The sequence below is a fragment of the Sulfurimonas sp. genome (assembly GCF_023229025.1).
Classification (GTDB): domain Bacteria; phylum Campylobacterota; class Campylobacteria; order Campylobacterales; family Sulfurimonadaceae; genus Sulfurimonas.
The window spans coordinates 1-18,267 of the sequence record NZ_JALOAA010000037.1 but is presented as its reverse complement, the minus strand read 5'-3'; the positions used below and the strand labels follow the sequence as shown (position 1 = coordinate 18,267).

The 18,267-nt window shown below is 34.7% G+C and carries 22 protein-coding genes; 4 read left to right on the top strand and 18 right to left on the bottom strand.

The window, feature by feature from the left end; all coding sequences use genetic code 11:
* From M0Q20_RS08920 to M0Q20_RS08845, 16 genes are all read right to left on the bottom strand, one after another.
* On the bottom strand, nucleotides 1-705 hold a 705-nt coding region (locus M0Q20_RS08920), incomplete at its 3' end, for a DUF302 domain-containing protein (protein WP_295060790.1).
* Between the two features lie 46 nt (nucleotides 706-751).
* Complete coding sequence (locus tag M0Q20_RS08915; protein WP_295060788.1) at nucleotides 752-1,186, bottom strand: DsrE family protein; 435 nt, start codon at nucleotides 1,184-1,186, stop codon at nucleotides 752-754.
* 1 nt (nucleotide 1,187) lies between these two features.
* The gene (locus M0Q20_RS08910; protein ID WP_295060786.1) at nucleotides 1,188-1,568 is read right to left on the bottom strand and encodes a DUF255 domain-containing protein; all 381 of its coding nucleotides are present in this window, start codon (nucleotides 1,566-1,568) and stop codon (nucleotides 1,188-1,190) included.
* 92 nt (nucleotides 1,569-1,660) lie between these two features.
* Entirely contained in the window at nucleotides 1,661-3,142 is a 1,482-nt protein-coding gene (locus M0Q20_RS08905; RefSeq protein ID WP_295060784.1) for an OprD family outer membrane porin, read from the bottom strand.
* Nucleotides 3,143-3,167: 25 nt separating this feature from the next.
* On the bottom strand, nucleotides 3,168-4,931 hold the full coding sequence (soxB, locus tag M0Q20_RS08900; protein WP_295060782.1) for a thiosulfohydrolase SoxB: 1,764 nt from the start codon (nucleotides 4,929-4,931) through the stop codon (nucleotides 3,168-3,170).
* Nucleotides 4,932-4,941: 10 nt separating this feature from the next.
* The gene (gene soxA, locus M0Q20_RS08895) at nucleotides 4,942-5,712 is read right to left on the bottom strand and encodes a sulfur oxidation c-type cytochrome SoxA (RefSeq protein WP_295060780.1); all 771 of its coding nucleotides are present in this window, start codon (nucleotides 5,710-5,712) and stop codon (nucleotides 4,942-4,944) included.
* Between the two features lie 3 nt (nucleotides 5,713-5,715).
* Nucleotides 5,716-6,051 (bottom strand): thiosulfate oxidation carrier complex protein SoxZ, encoded by a 336-nt coding sequence (gene soxZ / locus M0Q20_RS08890; RefSeq protein WP_295060779.1) that lies wholly within the window; start codon nucleotides 6,049-6,051, stop codon nucleotides 5,716-5,718.
* Between the two features lie 48 nt (nucleotides 6,052-6,099).
* The gene (soxY, locus tag M0Q20_RS08885) at nucleotides 6,100-6,570 is read right to left on the bottom strand and encodes a thiosulfate oxidation carrier protein SoxY (RefSeq protein ID WP_295060777.1); all 471 of its coding nucleotides are present in this window, start codon (nucleotides 6,568-6,570) and stop codon (nucleotides 6,100-6,102) included.
* Nucleotides 6,571-6,584: 14 nt separating this feature from the next.
* The gene (soxX, locus tag M0Q20_RS08880) at nucleotides 6,585-7,109 is read right to left on the bottom strand and encodes a sulfur oxidation c-type cytochrome SoxX (protein WP_295060775.1); all 525 of its coding nucleotides are present in this window, start codon (nucleotides 7,107-7,109) and stop codon (nucleotides 6,585-6,587) included.
* 66 nt (nucleotides 7,110-7,175) lie between these two features.
* Nucleotides 7,176-8,345, bottom strand: coding sequence for a HAMP domain-containing sensor histidine kinase (locus M0Q20_RS08875; protein ID WP_295060773.1), 1,170 nt, complete (start codon nucleotides 8,343-8,345; stop codon nucleotides 7,176-7,178).
* The gene (locus tag M0Q20_RS08870) at nucleotides 8,335-8,988 is read right to left on the bottom strand and encodes a response regulator transcription factor (protein ID WP_295060771.1); all 654 of its coding nucleotides are present in this window, start codon (nucleotides 8,986-8,988) and stop codon (nucleotides 8,335-8,337) included. Before M0Q20_RS08870 ends, M0Q20_RS08875 begins: the two co-directional genes overlap by 11 nt.
* Complete coding sequence (locus tag M0Q20_RS08865) at nucleotides 8,985-10,079, bottom strand: cache domain-containing protein (RefSeq protein WP_295060769.1); 1,095 nt, start codon at nucleotides 10,077-10,079, stop codon at nucleotides 8,985-8,987. The genes M0Q20_RS08870 and M0Q20_RS08865 overlap by 4 nt, the downstream gene beginning before the upstream one ends.
* A gap of 10 nt (nucleotides 10,080-10,089) precedes the next feature.
* Nucleotides 10,090-10,557 (bottom strand): DsrE family protein, encoded by a 468-nt coding sequence (locus M0Q20_RS08860; RefSeq protein ID WP_295060767.1) that lies wholly within the window; start codon nucleotides 10,555-10,557, stop codon nucleotides 10,090-10,092.
* 64 nt (nucleotides 10,558-10,621) lie between these two features.
* On the bottom strand, nucleotides 10,622-11,833 hold the full coding sequence (glp, locus tag M0Q20_RS08855) for a gephyrin-like molybdotransferase Glp (RefSeq protein ID WP_295060765.1): 1,212 nt from the start codon (nucleotides 11,831-11,833) through the stop codon (nucleotides 10,622-10,624).
* On the bottom strand, nucleotides 11,830-12,267 hold the full coding sequence (locus M0Q20_RS08850) for a molybdenum cofactor biosynthesis protein MoaE (protein ID WP_295060763.1): 438 nt from the start codon (nucleotides 12,265-12,267) through the stop codon (nucleotides 11,830-11,832). The genes glp and M0Q20_RS08850 overlap by 4 nt, the downstream gene beginning before the upstream one ends.
* Nucleotides 12,268-12,270: 3 nt before the next feature.
* Entirely contained in the window at nucleotides 12,271-12,492 is a 222-nt protein-coding gene (locus M0Q20_RS08845) for a MoaD/ThiS family protein (RefSeq protein ID WP_295060761.1), read from the bottom strand.
* Between the two features lie 104 nt (nucleotides 12,493-12,596).
* Between M0Q20_RS08845 and M0Q20_RS08840 the strand changes: the two genes are divergently transcribed.
* On the top strand, nucleotides 12,597-13,265 hold the full coding sequence (locus tag M0Q20_RS08840; protein WP_295060759.1) for an MqnA/MqnD/SBP family protein: 669 nt from the start codon (nucleotides 12,597-12,599) through the stop codon (nucleotides 13,263-13,265).
* A gap of 62 nt (nucleotides 13,266-13,327) precedes the next feature.
* Here the strand turns inward: M0Q20_RS08840 and M0Q20_RS08835 are convergent, their stop codons facing one another.
* A complete protein-coding gene (locus M0Q20_RS08835) occupies nucleotides 13,328-13,462 on the bottom strand; it encodes a hypothetical protein (RefSeq protein ID WP_295057931.1) in 135 nt (44 codons plus the stop codon).
* A gap of 340 nt (nucleotides 13,463-13,802) precedes the next feature.
* Between M0Q20_RS08835 and M0Q20_RS08830 the strand changes: the two genes are divergently transcribed.
* The 3 genes from M0Q20_RS08830 (at nucleotide 13,803) to M0Q20_RS08820 (ending at nucleotide 17,127) form a co-directional block, all read left to right on the top strand.
* A complete protein-coding gene (locus tag M0Q20_RS08830; protein ID WP_295060757.1) occupies nucleotides 13,803-14,264 on the top strand; it encodes an IS30 family transposase in 462 nt (153 codons plus the stop codon).
* A gap of 514 nt (nucleotides 14,265-14,778) precedes the next feature.
* A complete protein-coding gene (locus tag M0Q20_RS08825; protein ID WP_295060755.1) occupies nucleotides 14,779-15,984 on the top strand; it encodes an AAA family ATPase in 1,206 nt (401 codons plus the stop codon).
* 9 nt (nucleotides 15,985-15,993) lie between these two features.
* Nucleotides 15,994-17,127, top strand: a complete 1,134-nt coding sequence (locus M0Q20_RS08820; protein WP_295060753.1) for a tyrosine-type recombinase/integrase — start codon at nucleotides 15,994-15,996, stop codon at nucleotides 17,125-17,127.
* Nucleotides 17,128-17,268: 141 nt separating this feature from the next.
* Here M0Q20_RS08820 and M0Q20_RS08815 read toward each other — a convergent pair.
* On the bottom strand, nucleotides 17,269-18,267 hold a 999-nt coding region (locus tag M0Q20_RS08815), incomplete at its 5' end, for a Fic family protein (RefSeq protein WP_295060752.1).

The window sequence follows — 18,267 nt, the reverse complement described above, 5'->3', positions numbered from 1 at the left end:
AGAGACTGTATATATAACAGGTAGTTTACATATAGAGTAGGTTTGGTAAAAATCATATACCGAGCCATCTAAATGCTTGCTTACATCCAACTTGCTTGGAACTATAAAACCGTAAAGACTCAAACCAGTCTCAAGACCCATTATTACATCGCCTCTAGCCTCTTGTGCATCTTCACCATCAAGCTCTAACTCATACTTTGTAACAAGATCTCGACTCTCTTGGAGTGAGTCCTCGCTTAATCTATGCTTTACGCCTTCTAATGCATTATTTAAGACATTTAAAACTTTCTCTTCTATCTCCTTGAGTATCTCATCATTAAATCCTAAGATCTTCTCCTGTGCCTTAGAGGTTAAGACAGTTACATGCAGGGTATCTTCTTTTTTATTTTGATAGATTCCAACCCCCATCGGCAAGAAAACTCCCGCTTCAGGATGCTTTTTTAACAACTCAAAAGAGAGCTTCTCATGATAAACCGTAAGAAGAGTAAATATTTTATACTCCGTCTCTTTAAACTGTATCATAAACGGATTAATCATATTGCTATTTACACCTATTCCAAAGCCGTTTTGCACAAATGCTTTCTCTATATGTTCTGTAGTTATTAACCCTTTTTTGTTATCTACATCAAATATATGCAAATCACCCTGCGCCCAAACTACCGATGCAGTTACTAATGCAACGATAAAAATAACTATTTTTTTCATTTTCTATCCTTTTATAAGGTTGAAGTAGCGCTTCTGCTACTCTTAATTAGGGGATTATATAAATCCAACCCTCTTTTACTCTCTCAACAATCTCAACAATGCCCGCCGTCACTACTTCCGTATCATCTACTAGATCCTCTTCTTTTATATTTTTTGTCTGCATTGTATTGCCACATGCTACAAACTCAACTTCTAGCTGCATAAGAGCATTAACTCTTTGAGCAATTTCATTCTCTTTTTTTAATAAAGCTCTTATACCGTGATAGTAAGCAATAATTTTCATATTAACTTTTTCAGGTCCATAAAACTTTAGCACATTATTTGCGCTGCTTAACACGTGATGAATATCTTCATCCTTCGCACTTTTTATGGAAAAAACTATTTTTCTCGGTTCCAATATATCTGGCTTAGGCTCTGCAAAAATAGTCTCGGCTTGTAGGGTATAGACCATTAACAGAAGTAATACTACAAATTTTCTCATCTTACTCTCCTTTGATTTTTTTTGTTAGTTCCTTAAAATCATCACTACTCCAAGATCCCGGTATCATTTTGATAATTTTTTGATTTTTATCAACAAAGTAAAAGGATGGGGTTATCATAACATTAATGCCTAAAGGTATCTCATGAATATCTAGGTTTAATTTTACAGGGATAAATCGCTCCTCAACCCACGTCGACATCTCTTTATCATCAAAAACATCTCTATCCATTTTTATGCAGTAGCGACAATTCGTTCTTACAATATCTATCATGATTATTTTTGAATTTTTTTGTTGAAGCCCAAGAGCATCTTCATAACTCAGCCAATCAACTCCAAAAAGAGCTACAGAACTAAATATAAAAGAGAAAATAATTTTTTTCATAAAAACACTCGCTTACTATTTTCAAGGCTATTTTGACTACTGAAAAAATAGGAGAGCTTGCTAAAGTAGCTCAAAATAGCCCTGTAACTCTATTAAAAGAGGTAGTTTAACTCAAAACGGTACTCGTTATAAGAGTCTTTATTGTCGCCTCCGACACGATCATCAGCATCTACAAACGCAAGGCGTATTTTTGCATCTATAGTAGGTGTGAATCTTTGTCTAAAATCCATATGTAGAATATTACTATCTGCTTGAACGCCGGCTGCTTGCTTATCTTCATCAAAGTCTTGCATTGCATATCTTGCTAAAGCGCTAAATCCATCTAAAATCTTTGCCTTGCCAAAATCGTAGTAAACTTCAGCAGAAGTGGTTTTTGTATCTGCTCTCCAGTTGTACTGTGCCATAGCACGTGTATATCCGCCAGTCGGAAAACCTCTCCATGGAGCAATGATATCGGACTCATCTGCAACCTGCGAGTAGGCAATCTGTGCTTTGAAGATTCCATCCGTTAAAACAAGACGTGCCATACTAAGAGATGTATCTAACGAAGAAGCATCCTTATAACCCTGTTGTGCTCCCGTCAATCCTGCTAGAGTTCCGCTTAAACTAGCACCACCTATTACTCCGGCACCATCATCAAACTGCTGCATATGACGAACACCCGGCGTTAAAGATAGGTTGTCGCTAAGAGCAATTTTGTAGTTTAACTCCCCTGTTAATGAAGAGAAAAGCCCCGGTACCGAGCCATATGTAACATCCATTACAAGGTTGTTAATAGATTTATTTTTAAAATTTACTACTACTAACTCATTCTCTTCTTTACCATGTGGTTTAAGATTACTATAGCTTAAACCTTTATGCACTGCCGAATCATCATTATTGTTCCAGCTGCTTCCAGAGGAGTCTTTAAACGTAAGTACATCATGAAACGATGTATGATCACGAAGCTTTTGTGCCGTAAAATACGCACCGCGAATAGTAGTTTTTGGAATCTCATTTATAGCTACAGTATAACCCTCAAATGTGTTTGGAATCATTTTTGTATCATTTGATTTTGTCAAAAATGACTCAAATATCTGGCGACCGACTTTAAAGGAGGTTTTTGATACATCATATTGTAGATATGCTTGTCCGAGGACACTCATCGACCAATCTCCCCCGTTTAAAACATCGTAACGGCTAAATGTATCTTTACCGGATTTTACAGTTCCTACATCTGCATTATCTTCACGAAGAGAAGAAAAAGGACTGTTGGAGTAGTATAAACCTGCTGTAGCACTAAGTCCATGAAAGGGAGCTGTTTTATAAATCAAACTTCCTCCTAAACCAAATGCTTTATTGTCGCCGTTTGCATCATTTTCCCAGTCCCATCTAAAAGCATTTGTTCTTAAGCGACCATAAAATATACCCTCTGTAAATGCCTCACTTAAAGTATTTGCTGTAGATGGAAGTGTATTGTAAACTTCCATCATGTTGTTTTTTAAAACTCTTTTTGGTTCTGTATCATCTGCACTTAATGTTGAGGTAAGCAGACATGTGAGTGCCGCAATTGCACTTAATTTTAATATTTTCATAGTTCTATTTTCCTTTTTGAGTATCTTAACTACAGCTTCTTGAGCCTTCAACAGGACATCCGCAGTCATAATCGAGAAGAGTAACATTTCCTTCATTACTAACATCAACTACTTTTTTTCTCTTAATATAATCTCTTGTAATATCATATACCGCTCTAATCTTATCTTCTTGAAGATTTGTACCTGCATTTTGCAAATTGCCTCCCCAAGAAGATACGATATATGTTTTGTTTAAATCAATTGGTTTATTGCCAATCATTAAATTTGAGATTCTCTCTCCGGCTTTATTGGAGACTGCGATACTGTATGTAACACCGCCAAGTCTACTCATATCCCCACCCTGTTGATAAAGTGGATTTGCGTTAAACACATTATCGGCAATATCCTCTAACAAAGATGCGATTTTATCGCCTTTTAACTCAAATGTATAAACATCCGGATAAGTAATTCCGCACATCTCATAGACATTATCCATCAAGATATCTTCACCTGCAAGAACTGTAGTTCCCCATCTGTACCCTGGTGTAAAGGAGATATCACACTTCATCTCATCCATTATTGCATCATTAATAAGCTGATCAAAGGTTGAGAAAAATGTATCTCTTTTGTAGAGAATATTTTTTGTTTTACCAAGAACTTCATTAAGCTCTTTGTTGTATGGAGCATATAGCTCTTCTACTAACTTTTCACCCTCCGGATCAGCCGGAATAAGCTTTGAAGCTATTGGAATGAGCTTATACTCATAATCTCTTACCTTTCCATCTTTTGCATCAATATCCAAACGACCTACATATTTCCCGTGGCTTCCTGCAATTACTATCACACATCCATTGATAACAATAGGCTTTGGTGATGGGTCATGCGTGTGTCCACTTAAAATAAAATCTATGCCGTTTACTTTACGTGCAACCTCTTGATCTACACTAAATCCATCATGTGATAACACAACAACACAATCAACTTTATGCTCTTCTCTTAGCTCATCTACATACTCTTGAAGCGTATCAAGCCTTAGCCCAAAGCTCCACCCTTGTGTAAACTCTTTAGGATTTGCAGTTGATGTAAATGGAAATGATTGACCAATAATTCCAATCTTTGCTCCGCCTCTCTCTTCAATGGTATAAGGTTCAAATATTAGCTCCTCATAATCATCAGCAAAAGAGTCATTTCCAACAACATTTTGAGAGATAAATTTGGCATCAAGCATCTCTATAAGCTCTTTTACGCGCTCTTTGCCATAAGTAAACTCCCAGTGTCCAACCATAACGTCAATACCTAAGTAGTTTTGAGCCTTAACAATTGCTTCACCTCTGCTCTTTAATGCAACACCCGTACCCTGCCATGTATCTCCGGAGTCAAGAAAAAGAACATTCTCTTCTCCTCTTGTTTTTCTCACATGCTCTACCACTGTTTTGATATGGGCTATACCACCCATCTTTCCAAACTTTTTTGCTAAAGATTCAAAATCTATATGTGTGTCAAAGTAAGCATCTAAACTGCTTGGCTCTAAACCATAATGTTTTGCAAAAGCCTCCCCACACAAAAATCCCGGTGTTCCCACAAGGTTTGGAGCTGAGATCAGCGTTGACGGCTCTCTCCAATAAAGTGGTTTAATATGTGCATGCATATCACATACGTGAAGAAGTGTAAAATTTCCCGTATCTTTAAAACTATTTATATCTTTTAGCGATATTTGCGATACAGCTCTTGGAGCTGCACTCGATGCAGTTGTTGCGCCTAATCCAAATATGGCGCAAATATGCATAAAGTCTCTTCTAGAAATTTCCATCTATACTCCCTTATCTCTTTAAACCTGGCAGAGCGATAGTCGCACCCTTTGCCTCGTCTGTAAAATAGACCTCTAGTGCCGTCATCTCTTTTGAGCCAAGTGGAATAACTGCTAGCAGAGCGTTATTCATGCACCCTTGAAATCTTTTTTGAAGCGTTGCAAGAGCTGACTTTGTCATTCTGTACGCCGGCCATGTTGCAGCTGAAGCATTTCCTTTAGCTGAAATATCAGGAAGCGGTTGTGTTCGTAAAATTCCGCCTATAACACTTGGATTATGGCAGCTCAAACAAGAGAGTCCTCTAGCGCCTCTTTTTGTTTCAAAAACTACTTTTCCAAGTGCATAAGCCTCCTTCATGTGCTTGTTAGCATTTACATCAATATTGATTTCTTCATCATTTGCTAATGCTTTTACATATGAGGACATATTAAACATCTCTGAGCTTTTCAATGCATATGGTTTTTGCCCGCTATCATGCATCATACCTTGAAGCATCTGATCAATGCTTACAACCATTTTAAACTTTTCAATATATCTAGGAAAACCGGCTATATATGATGGTAAAGCATCTTCTGAAACACCTAAATATTTAGCAAGTGCACTCTCTCCACCAAGCTCATCTAAAAACTCTGAACCCTCTGCAAGCATCATGTCTGCCGGATTATTTTCTAATAGCTCCTCATACATTGCTCTATCTGCATCACTCATTGCAAACTGCTCACTTGCAAAAGTTAATGATGAAAGAAGAGTAACACAGAGTACTATTTGCATACCTTTTTTCATTATTTACCCTTTTGGTTTAATCTTTGCTACTGTCTCTTGAACTTCACCTTTGCTATCTGTAAATATTACTTTTAGTTCTCCGGCTCCATCAATCTTCATATAAGTCGTAAATACTGGATTTACAGAGAGTGTCTCCCAGACATTCATAGTTGTAATAACTTTGCCTTTGTATTCAAATACTACTTTTTTAATGTATTCGGCAGGGATAAGCTCTTTTGTTTTTTTATCTTTACGCAAACCTGTTTCCATAGGATGCATAACCATAAAACTCACCTTTACGACTTCACCGTCTTTGTAGCTTTTTGGTTTGATTTTGATCAACGATTTTCTTTTTGCCATTTTATTATCCTTTTATTTTTTGTTCTCTATTATTGACATGTGAGTGAATCAACCACATCCACCTATAGTTACTTTAACGCTCTGAGAAGCCATTAGAAATGTTCCGTTGCTTAACTCAGCTATAGCTACAATCTCTTGTGTTTCACCTAATTTAACACGTGTTGCAAGCATGGCTTTTCCATTAGCAGGTGACAGATGAACATCAATACAGCGAGAGTTTGCGTTTTTTTCTGTAAGCACATGGATTGCTTTTACGTAGTTGCTATCCGTCATAGGGTAATCAATCTCAACCGTTACAGGAACAACTGCTCCATTTTCAGCAATTTCAGGTACTTTTAGATTAACTTTTGCAGACACTTCGGCAGTTTTACCGCCTGTTACTGCTTTTAGTGCATCTTTGTACGACAAAACATTTGAACCCTTTGGTTTTGGTGCATCCGCTGCAAAACTAACAGATGGAAGAATAACAGCACCGGCTGCTCCAACACCTAAATTTCTTAAAAAATCTCTTCTTTGCATTCTCTTTCCTTTTTTTATTTTGGAGATAAAATATATGATGTAATATCACATATCTCTCTTTCATTAAATAACTTTGTTGTCAAGTTAACCGTCATGTTTGTATTTGGGTTATCTACTCTTGGATCAGCAGTCTTTTGATAAACAAATTGATGATCTCTTATCCCTGATTTTACATATACATCATTATATGCCGTTAAATCAGGACCTATATTTCCTCCGCCAATTGCGCCTTCAATGTTATGACAAGCAACACAATTTCCATACTGCTTGTTTTTCCCATGCGCATCTACTTTCTTTAGTCCCTCGGGTGCCTCACCTTTAGCATTTTCTCCATTTAAGTTGTGAAACATAAATGAGCCTCTTGCTATCGCTTTTGGATCATCAGTTATACAACCCTTAGGCATTTTATAAATACCTACAGGTGCTAAAAGATCTTTCTCTATTATCTTGCTGGCATCCGGTACCTCTATAACACCACTGTAATCAGCTGCTAAAAGAGAGACTCCAAGAAGTAGTGATAATGTCAAACTTTTCTTCATCTACACTCCTATTTTTTAAATTTCAAGGAGCAGTTTATCAGTAGAGTGTAAAATGAATATAAAATCCTATTTTTCTATAAAAATAATGTTTTTGGGGAATTTGTAAGTAAAGGTAGTCCCTTTTTTTAGTGCAGAATCAATGCAAATCTCTATATTTGCCTTTTTTATTATAGAATTAACGATGTTTAAACCGATACCAAACCCACCTGTTTGTCTATTTTCACGGTAGTATCGATTGAAGATTTTATCGACATCTTCTATCCCTATTCCATAATCTCTAAAGGACAACAAGCAGCTCCCATCTTCTTGCATCTGAAGACTTACCTCAACAACACTCTCTTCATAAGAGTATTTAATAGCATTTGAGATGTTGTTATCAACTAAACGTTGAAACTGTTTTGGGTTCATAGATAAAAAAATCTCCTCTTGAATATTTCCCAACAGTTTAATATTCTTCATAAGAGCCACCTCCAAGAAGTACTCTATGCGCTCTTGCAAAAATTTAGCCATATCAATATGCTCTTTTTCATAATCATGCCTATCTTGCTTAATAAGATACTCCATGTCATTATAGATATTAGAGAGTGTTTTTGCGGAAGCTTTAATTCTCTGCATATACTTATTTGTTCCATGTTTTCTGGTATATAACTCTATATTTATATTCATAACAGCAATAGGAGTATTTATCTCATGGATGGAGTCTTTTATAAAGTGGTCTAGTTTTTTATTGACATCTTTAAACGGTTGGGCAAACCTATTTAGAAAAAATATACTAAGTATGAAAATAAGCATGACAATTGAAAGAAGAATAAAAAGTGCCCTTTCATAAACTTCATAGTATGAGAGCTCATTGTTTACAACAAGGTACTTTGCATTAAAATATCTACCCTTTGGAAGCTCTAAAATATAGTAAGCATCTCCATCGTCTACTTGGTATCCCTCTTTAAAATATTTAATAGGTTTCTTAATTAAAGAGAATATCTTCTTTTGTTGTAAATCATAAAGTCCTGATTTAAACGTTTTAAATCTTGGATATTCAAAGTACTCTTTATCTACATTATGCTCTTGCATTATTTTTAAAATCAGATAGGCTCTTTTTTTTAGCTCTATCTCATTTTTTGCATCGTAGATGCCTTTTGTATGCGTCGTGTATAAAAACAAGGGTGCCAATAAAATAGCAGCTACTAAAGCCGTATATATGTAAGCATACCTTAGGGCATAATATTTATCGTTCAATGATATACCCCAAGCCTCTTCTGTTTTGAATAATATGCTCTGGGAGTTTTTGCTTTAAGTTGTTTACCTGAACTCGAATAGTTGCGGGCTCAACATAATCCTCCCAGACATACTCTTGAAACATCTGCATAGAGACGACACTATTTTTATTTTTTAGAAGCAGCTCTAGTATATCTTTCTCTATTTTTCTAAGAACCACCTCCTTGCCCTCTAGCATTAGTTTACCTTTTAACATGTCGTAGGAGATGGTTTCATTAATAATAATCTGCTCACTATCATCAAGATAAAAGCTTCGTATTGCCTGTTTTATTCTAAGCTCTAGCTCAAGAAGATCAAAAGGTTTGCGAATATAGTCACAACACCCCTTTTTATACCCCTCATTAAAGTTATCCATGTCTGTCATAGAGGTTAAAAATATAGCAGGCGTCTTATTGTTATCTTTTCGTATACTTTGAAGTAGCTCAAAACCATTCATGGAGGGAACGTTTACATCTAAGAGAAGCAAATCATATGATTTTGAGTATATAGCGTCATATGCATCTAATCCGTCAGCATAATCATCCACCTCGTAATTTATATCCTCTAAAAACTCTTTTATACTTATTCTCAAAGAGAATTCATCTTCTAAAAGTAATATTCTCATTTTATCTTTCCATCAATTTTCTTTACTATTTTTTGCTCTAACATCAACTCTATCAACTCCTCTTTGCTATACTTCTCTAGCTTCTGATACGCTCTATATTTATACTCCTCTCTTTGCTCTTTTGGAACTTGCTCTTTTAGCTCAAGAAGTGTTTTAAGATCAATAAAATCTTTTGATTTATTATCATGACTTATATCATTGGCTACATCATAGAGGGAGCTCTTTACTAAACTTATAAGAAATGACGCCTCATCTCGATCCTCTTTAAAATAATTTAAATACTTTTGTGTCAAAACAAAAGCGAACATACCGACAGACTCTCCACTACCGTTAAACATATTTTCATAAAAAATATAGTTATCGTCAACCTGCAACATTCTGTCGGTTTTAAGATTTTTAAAGTTTATATTTTTTAATAGCTCTATATTGTTATAGTTATAGTTTCTATTTGCAATAATATACTTGTCTACGGTCTTGTTTTCTTGCATAAAAACAGCTATATTATAATATTTGTCATCCATTAGAACATACAAATCAATACCCATTTTTTTAAAAAACTCTGTAATTGCATCAAAAAAGCTGATAATTTCAATAAAACCCAGCAACCTGTCATTCTTAAAAACGGGAACTGTTGTTTTGATGCTCAAAAGTCTTCCCGTCTCTATTGATGATCTTGGAGTTTTATTAAATTTAAAATATTCAAGATCTCTTCTGTAATCCTCCAGCGGCATCCCTGTATAAACATCATCCCAGCTACGAGCAAATATATGGTAATCATCTGTCAACATCTGCACTCTTATATTTATGCCTGTCTCTTCTTTAATCTCATTTGTAATATCTGAGAGTATCTTATAGCCCAGATCTTCATCGTCATTCTCTAGTGCATCAACTAAAGCACTGTTTCTAGAGAGAGATATAGCCATCTTAAGAGCATCCATCTTCTCATTTTTAATCTGGGCTTCAAGCGTCAAAATGAACTTATCTAAAACATGATTTATCTTCTGATTGTCTATCGCATACCTAACAGAAAAAAGAATATAAAGAAGAATAGCTATGATTACAAGAAAAACTGGGACTATTTTTTTTAACATGCTTTATTAGTTAATCAACAGGAATATAGGCATATCCGCTACTTTGGGCATCTATAAGACCTACCATAGCGCTGGGAATTACTTCTACGAAGTTATAAATATTCTCTTCGTCAATCTCGTTCTTTTTTAAACCTACGCCGCAAACTTGAAATTTTACATTATATGTTTTTATAAGTGAGGTAAGTCTTTGCTCAATCTCTTTTGATGCGCTAAGGATTTTTTTGTCATTTTTGTACTTTGTTTTTGTTAAATCTTTAACAAAAAATTTATATGCACCGCCATGTATAACTACTATAATATCTAACTCTTGAAACTTGCTCTCGTAGTGAGCTTTATTAAAGGCTACTCCCTTAATGACTCTACTTTCAAATGTCGTTAAATCAGATGTTGTTAAATCAAAAACAGCCTTTTTAAGATCGGTATCGGCTCTAACTATGGATAAAAAAACAATAAAAACAACTATAACTCTCTTTAGCATCTCAAATCCTTTTATTATAAATTTAAAAATAGTTTATCTAAACTGTATAAACTTTATATAAACTCTAAAAATTCTCTAAAAGAATTACATTTACAAAAGTGTCCTTTGAGAGGTTACCGTCTTCTTCACCCGTAATCATTAACGCACTACCGTTTAGCATGTTAGTAAGTATCGCTGAACTTCCGACTTTTTTATCTTTAAAATTTACAAAATATTCGCCGTCAATTATCTCCACACCGCATGCCGTAAACTCTGTAAGCTTGCTTCTTTTTGTAAAATCTTCACTAAGTTTCGCCGCTACGGTTTTATATGCACTTTTGCGTCCAAGCATCTTCGCAATCAAAGGAAGCGCATAGAGTATTGCCGTAACCGTTGATGAGTAAGCAAACCCGGGAAGTGCCAGAACAAATTTATCTTCTCTTTGTGCAACCAATATATGTTTACCGGGTTTAATTGCAACACCTTTATAAACAACTTCTGCACCGATTCGTGGAACTATATCTTTTACAAAATCATAATCCCCGACACTAACACCTCCTGTACTCACAAGTATATCAGCGCTTAAGAGTGCATTTTCAAACGTCTCCATGATGCTCTCTCTATCATCTCCTACCGTTCCAAGTTGGATAACCTCGGCACCGGCTTGTTCAAAAAGTGCCGCTAGCGTGTAATTATTTGAGCTTCTTATTTGAGAAGGATTTGTACTATTTACACCAAGATCTAAAATCTCGCTTCCTGTTGAGATAACTGCAACACGCGGCTTTAGTGCCACTTTTACCATCACACGGTTAAGCGCAGCCATAACACCTATCTCTGCAAAACCTATCTTTGTCCCTTTTTTTATAAGCACATCTCCAGCTTTATACCCCTCCGCGATAGGGCGAACTGCATTACCAAGAGGAACTGTTTTATCTACTGTAATTTTGCCGTTATCTACACTTACATTCTCTATCTGAATAAGCGTATCGGCGCCACTTGGCATCTTTGAGCCTGTAAATGTTTTTATACACTCCCCGCTCTTTATAGTTCTCTTCTCATCACTTCCTGCAGGATTATCTCCGAGAATAGTTATGCTTTTGTTCCCTAAATCACTATGAATAACTGCATAACCGTCCATTGAAGCGGTAGGGAACTGAGGGTCATTATATTTAGCAATAATGTCCTGTGCTAAAACTCTTCCAAGAGATGCGCCGAGCGCTACATTCTCGCTTCTTGAGGAGTTGACATGTAGTAAGTCAAGCATGTTTTGACTAGTTTCATAAGATAATAGACTCATTTTAAAAGACCACTCCCTTTAATTGCTGTTGAGCGATCAAGTGCATAGACTCTTTTACCGCCCCTTAAATCATATTTCCAGATAGGAGCTGATGCTTTGAAATCCTCTACAAACTCATCTATAAACTCCAATGCAACGCGGCGTTTTGGAGAAAATACAGCCGCTATGTATGAGGACTCATGAAGCATTACATCCCCTCTTGAGTGTGCCATTTTTATGATTGCACCTTTTGCTGCTGCTTTTTTCTGCCATGCATCAAACCATGAGTTAAGTATCGGCTCATAGATATCAAAACTAAGCCCTTCTATATTGTCTTCACTTCTTACAGTTCCCACAAAAGAGCTATATGCACCACAATTGCTAGTGAGTTCCTGCTCATACCACTCTTTTAAGATTGTTGCCACATCAAGAGGACCATCATAAAGATATAACATAAATCAGCCTCCGCAAACAGGCGGAAGAAGAGCGACTCTATCTCCATCTTTTAGCTCTACATCTCTACTACTAACGAGTGTGTCGTTTATAGCAACTGCACTATTTTCAAGCCACTCTCTCATGGACTCATCTTGCTGCAGTATTTTTGCCAACTCATTTAAGTTTGTTATATCTAACTTCAGAGGCTCTTTTTGTATAGGACCTAAAAATTCTACTTGTACCATAAAGAATACTCCTAAAACAATTTTTTTACTATGATTATAGCCAACTCATCTTTTTTATAAGTTAAGAGATGTATACTTTTGAGTATATTATCTCGGAGTAACTTGTGATTTTTGGAAAAATTGAGTACCTAAATCTTCTGCCTTTTCATGTATTTATGAAGCGCTTTGCAAAAAGCTCTCAACAGAGCATGAGTATGCACTACTACAGAGATGTTCCGGCAAAAACAAACCAAAAATTTATCTCAAAAAAAGTAGATGCGGCATTCATCTCAAGCATCAGAGCAAAGCGGCAAAAACATGTAAATATGGGGATTGTCGCAAGAAGCGAGGTACTTAGCGTTTTGGTAATTCCACATGAGAACAGTGTTGCAGATACAGAATCAGAAACATCAAATGTGCTTGCAAAAATCTTAGATATTAAAGGTGAAGTCCTTATTGGCGACAAAGCCCTGCGCTACTACCTACAAAATAAGCCGCATACGGATTTGGCAAAAATATGGACTCAAAAATACAATCTACCTTTTGTTTTTGCACTTTTATGCTACCACAAAGACAAAGCGCTTTACAAAAAAATTGAGAAGAATTTTTTAAAAAGAAGAGTAAAGATTCCGAGGTATATTTTGGATGAAGCGTCTAAAAGAACCGATGTTGCTCATCATGATATTTTAAACTACTTAAAACACATCTCGTACAATGTGGATAAAAAAGCAAAAAAAGGGCTTGACAAGTTTTATAAAGAGGCTAAAAAAGCAGGTCTGAATAAAAAAAGGTGAATTTTAGGAAGATTTATATTAAAAAACCTCATCCGCTAGAGGGATGAGGCGTAACCCAAATCTTAGTAAAGATCTTGAGTTGGGTGATTAGTCTTAATGCCTTCAGTGTTGTTACCGTTGTTTGTATCATAAGTTACGATGTTGTCAGCTTGAAGAGCACCTAGTGTTAATCCGATTAGTAAAATCAATGTTTTCATTGTGTATCCTTTGGTAAGAACGAATTACGCTCTAGTATTTTTAAATCAGACAAATTATATCCGATTTAACTTTTAGGCTTCTCACGGTTTTTAAAGTACTATTTTTAATTAAGACAATTTTTATCTTGTTTAGAATTAGTGTTATGAAGTTAAACTATTTTGGAACAATTGGTTTGGAATTTTTTCAAGTACAATTTGGTATCTAACTAAATTTTATTAATCAATCTGTTTTATGATACAAATATTATATCAATATCAGGAACAAATATGTTTTTTTAAGCTTTCGGTTGTAAAAACTACTTTTTAAGCAGCTTTCTTACTGCCTATTTTAACACCGCGGTTGACAGTTGATACTGTCATTGGTAAAAATAATCATCAAGCTATAGTTACCTTAGTTGATAGAAATTCAAAGTTTACTCTAATGAAAAAAGTAGAAGCCAAACAAGCCAGAGTTGTAATGGATGCAATAGTTCATTTGCTCAAACCAGTTCAAGCTCATGCTCTCACTATTACAAGCGATAATGGAAAAGAATTTTCATACCATGAAGAGATAGCTAAAGCTCTTGATACAGAGTTCTACTTTGCCAATCCATATCAATCTTGGCAAAGAGGGCTTAATGAGCATACTAACGGTTTGATAAGAGAATATTTTCCAAAGAAAACTGAATTTAAGCATATTACAGATGAGCAAATTGTTGAAGTACAGAACCGTTTAAATGCTAGATTAAGAAAGATACTAAACTACAAAACGCCAGCAGAAGTGTTTTTCGATACAATTACGAAATCTTATGCAGCAGTTTAATCAGGTGTTGCACTTACTATTTGAATTGGCGGATTATGTCCTCAAGACTAAGAGTTGTAGTAAAAAAGTAGTAAAAAGTTGTTTTTGAAGTTTTCTTAAAGTGACTGTAAAAAGTCTTGTGAAGCCCTATTTTAAAGGGTGGTGCGGATGAGAGGACTTGAAAAATGGTGTTTTTTCAAGTTTCTTAAAGTATCGTCAACTAACCTCAAATATCACTATATACACGGTCTTTTAAAGGTTTTTATTATATCAAGTAAAGTCATTTAGAATCAAGTTTTCTCAATAATGGTGACTAATTAGTCACCCCTTTAGTCACCTAACCTATGTTATAATTTTTCTAATGAAATTTCTAAACTTATACCCAGTATTGAACTTGTATGTTTATTATAAAAAAATTATTAAAATATTTAAATTTGTCGCAATATGTCGTAAAAACACACTTGCTGTAAGTATATTACATTAGACTTATATATTTATTTATAGTATAATAAAGAAAACTAAAAGGTCGTATAACATGATAAAACTTCTTGAAAATGCAAAAAGACTTTATGCACTCAAGGCAAACCAGAAGCTTCCTATATATAAAAGATATATTTTTGATTCTCTTTATAATTCAGAAGCAAAGATAACAGCTGTATATGGGAGCAGAGGTATTGGTAAAACAACAACTCTTATGCAAATATTACAAAGTTCAGATTTACCTATTAGCAGCAAACTATACATTTCGTGTGATCATGCAATGTTTCAAGATGTTTCACTTTTTGATTTTGTAGATGAGTTTAGTAAAAGAGGCGGTGAACTGATTTGTATAGATGAAGTACATGAAGCTGCACACTTTGAAAAAGAGCTAAAATCAATCTATGATTTTTTAGATATAAAAGTTTATTTTACAGGTTCATCTGCCCTGCATCTCACAAATCCTGACTTTGCACGAAGATATTCCATGTATCATCTTTATCCACTAAGCCTAAAAGAGTACCTAGAGCTAACGCATAATGTTTCATTAAAAGCTTACACTCTTAAAGATATATTATCAAACCACGAAAATATTGTTAATGAGATTATTTCATCTTTACCGGATAAAAAAATACTCAAATTTTATGATGAGTTTTTGAAAGTTGGAACTTATCCGTTTTATTTTGAAGACAGAAGTAAATACATTGATAGAATTATAGAAACAATTAACACTATTTTACATACAGATTTAAGTAAGATTTTTTCAATTCAACCTGATAAGATAGATACATTAAAAAAGCTTCTTCTTACTATCTGCGTGTCTAAACCACTTGAGTTTAGCATAGACAAGTTAGCCTCAACTGTTGGAATCACAAAAACTACACTCTATAAATATATACAATACCTTAATGACGCAGAACTTATTAAACAAATAACACATGAAGGCAAAAGATTTGCAGCTATACGAAAGTCTGACAAACTATACCTTGCAAACACAAATCTTTTTGAAGCTTTATGTGTCAATAAAGATATAGAAACACTCAGAGAGACTTATTTTGTAAGCAATATATCCACCGGACACAGACTTCACTATGTAGATAACGGTGATTTTCTAATAGACGAGAAATATACAGTTGAAATAGGCGGAAAGAATAAAGGGTTTAATCAAATCAAAAATATACCAAACTCTTATGTGATAGCTGATGATATTGAAGTTGGATATGGCAATAAAATTCCGCTTTGGCTATTTGGCTTTTTATACTAAGGCTTTTAGATGTCTAAATTTATTAACTCTAAAAAATATGAAGGTGTTCAATATTACATAAAAGCAGATGGCACCAAATCATATTATGTCAGATATAAAGATGAAGAAAACAGACTCAAACGAGTAAAGATTGGCGACGAAACAGATGGAACTACTGAAGTTTATTGTAGAAACAAGCGCATAGAAATACTCAATGCTCAAAACAAGGGTGAACAGCCGCCAAAAATAGTCAAAAATCATAGAAAAAAAGTCCTAACTCTTAATGAAGTAGCAGATAAATATTTTACGACCAAAGACAGCTCCAGAAGCACATTTGACAGAATAAGTAAATACAAGAAGCACCTTGCTCCTATTTTAGGGCACAGAGGTGTAACCAGTATTACAAAAAATGATTTAATAAGTATTCAAGACTCCATAATTAAAGAACAAAATCTAAGTCCTCAAACAGCCAATATGGTTATAGAACTCTTTGGGACTATATTCATCTATGGCTTTAAAGAAGAAATGTACGAGGCAGTAAACCCAACCCTTAAAGTGCAAAAATTCAAAGTAAGAAATACAAGAGAAAGATTTCTAAATAAGCTAGAAATTGAAGAGCTGTTTGATGCAGCAAAACAATATGATGAGAAAAATGCCAACGGAGGTGTTTTAGAACTTTTCACAAAACTTGCATTGACAACGGGTGCAAGAATGGAAAGTGTTTTAAATATCAAAAAGTGTGACATAGATTTACAAAATGATATCATTAGATTAGTAGATTTAAAAAATGGTGGTGAAGTGTATAGCGGATATATAACTGATACAACTCGAGAACTACTTTATCAAAAATCAAAAGCAATCAAATTTACTGATTATCTGATTTCATTTAATAACAATGGCAAAAAAATTGGAGCGAGGCAGTTACAAACAAGATTAAAGCCACTTTTGGATGATTTATTCAATCAAGGACTTGATGTAAAAGACAGAAAAAACAGAATTGTTATACATTCATTAAGACATACGTGTGCCTCTCAGCTAGCAATGGCGAATGTCCCCATACTACAAATTCAAGAGCTATTAAATCACGCAGACATATCTCAAACAGTAAGATATGCAAAACTACAAGGCGATGCAAATAAAAAAGCTATTCAAGGAGTTTTTTAATAGCTACTCAAAAAAGAGGCTTTTAAGTAATCAGAGTGATATATCAGCAAAACAGCTATTAATAAAATTTACACCGTTAGAATAGAGACTATGGCAAACTCCAGACCAAAAGTCCATTTTTGAGCGTTTTTAGCAAAACCATCAATCTACTTTTTGGGGAATAAGCTCTGGAATTATCTGCGAAGCAAAGAATGAATTTACTTTGAGGCGAAGTGATGCTTTACTATGTTCACTTTCTATATAGCCCATTTTCGTTAGAGTGCTTACGAGTTTTGTTGCGGTACTTACACTTTTACCTATGGCAGAAGGCACATATTTTCTCTCTAGTTCACCATTTAACAACAAATGAGAAAATAACAGTTCAGAGTATTTTGGTAAAGGTTCTTGTTTGTAAAACATCCCCTCTTGTGAAAATTTTACAAATTTTCTAATTTTATCGTTAAGCTGATCAAGTCGTAAACCGTTTCCCATAAACTCTATTTGATCTAATGATGCCTCAAGCATATATTTTAAATATCCCTCAAGTCCTCTAAGTGACAATTCACCTCTGCCGTCAGTTGCGCCTTGTTGTTTCATATCTGCATAAGATAAGTAGTGCTGATACTCTTTAACATCTCTTGCAACTCCTCTTGAGATATTCCAAAGTCCGTAGCCTTCAAGCTTCATACTCCAGAACATTGCATCAAGATGCAGTCTTGAAACTCTTCCATTTCCATCTAAAAAAGGGTGAATATATACTAAACGATGGTGGGAACTAAGAGCTGCTAGTAGTTTTATCGCTTTTGTGGAGCTATTAAATACTGAAGTGTACTCTTTTTCATAGTAATTAAAAACTGTTGTGATTAAATCACTTGAAGGTGCAATATGGTTGCCAACTTGAACATCTTTAGTTCTGAACTCACCCGGTATCATCTCTATGAGTTCATTTTCTTTTTCAAGTTTTGTAAATTTTTCCATACCTTCACTAGAGTAAAAGAGTCGATGGATCTCTTTTATAAAATCTCTATCAATTACACTATCCTGCATAGAATAGCTTTCAACAAACTTTTGTGTTTTGATATGTGCAACCGAAAGCTCTTGAAGTGCCTTTTGTTTTGAATCTTCAGAGAACTGTTTGAGCATAGCTTTTTCAATATCTAT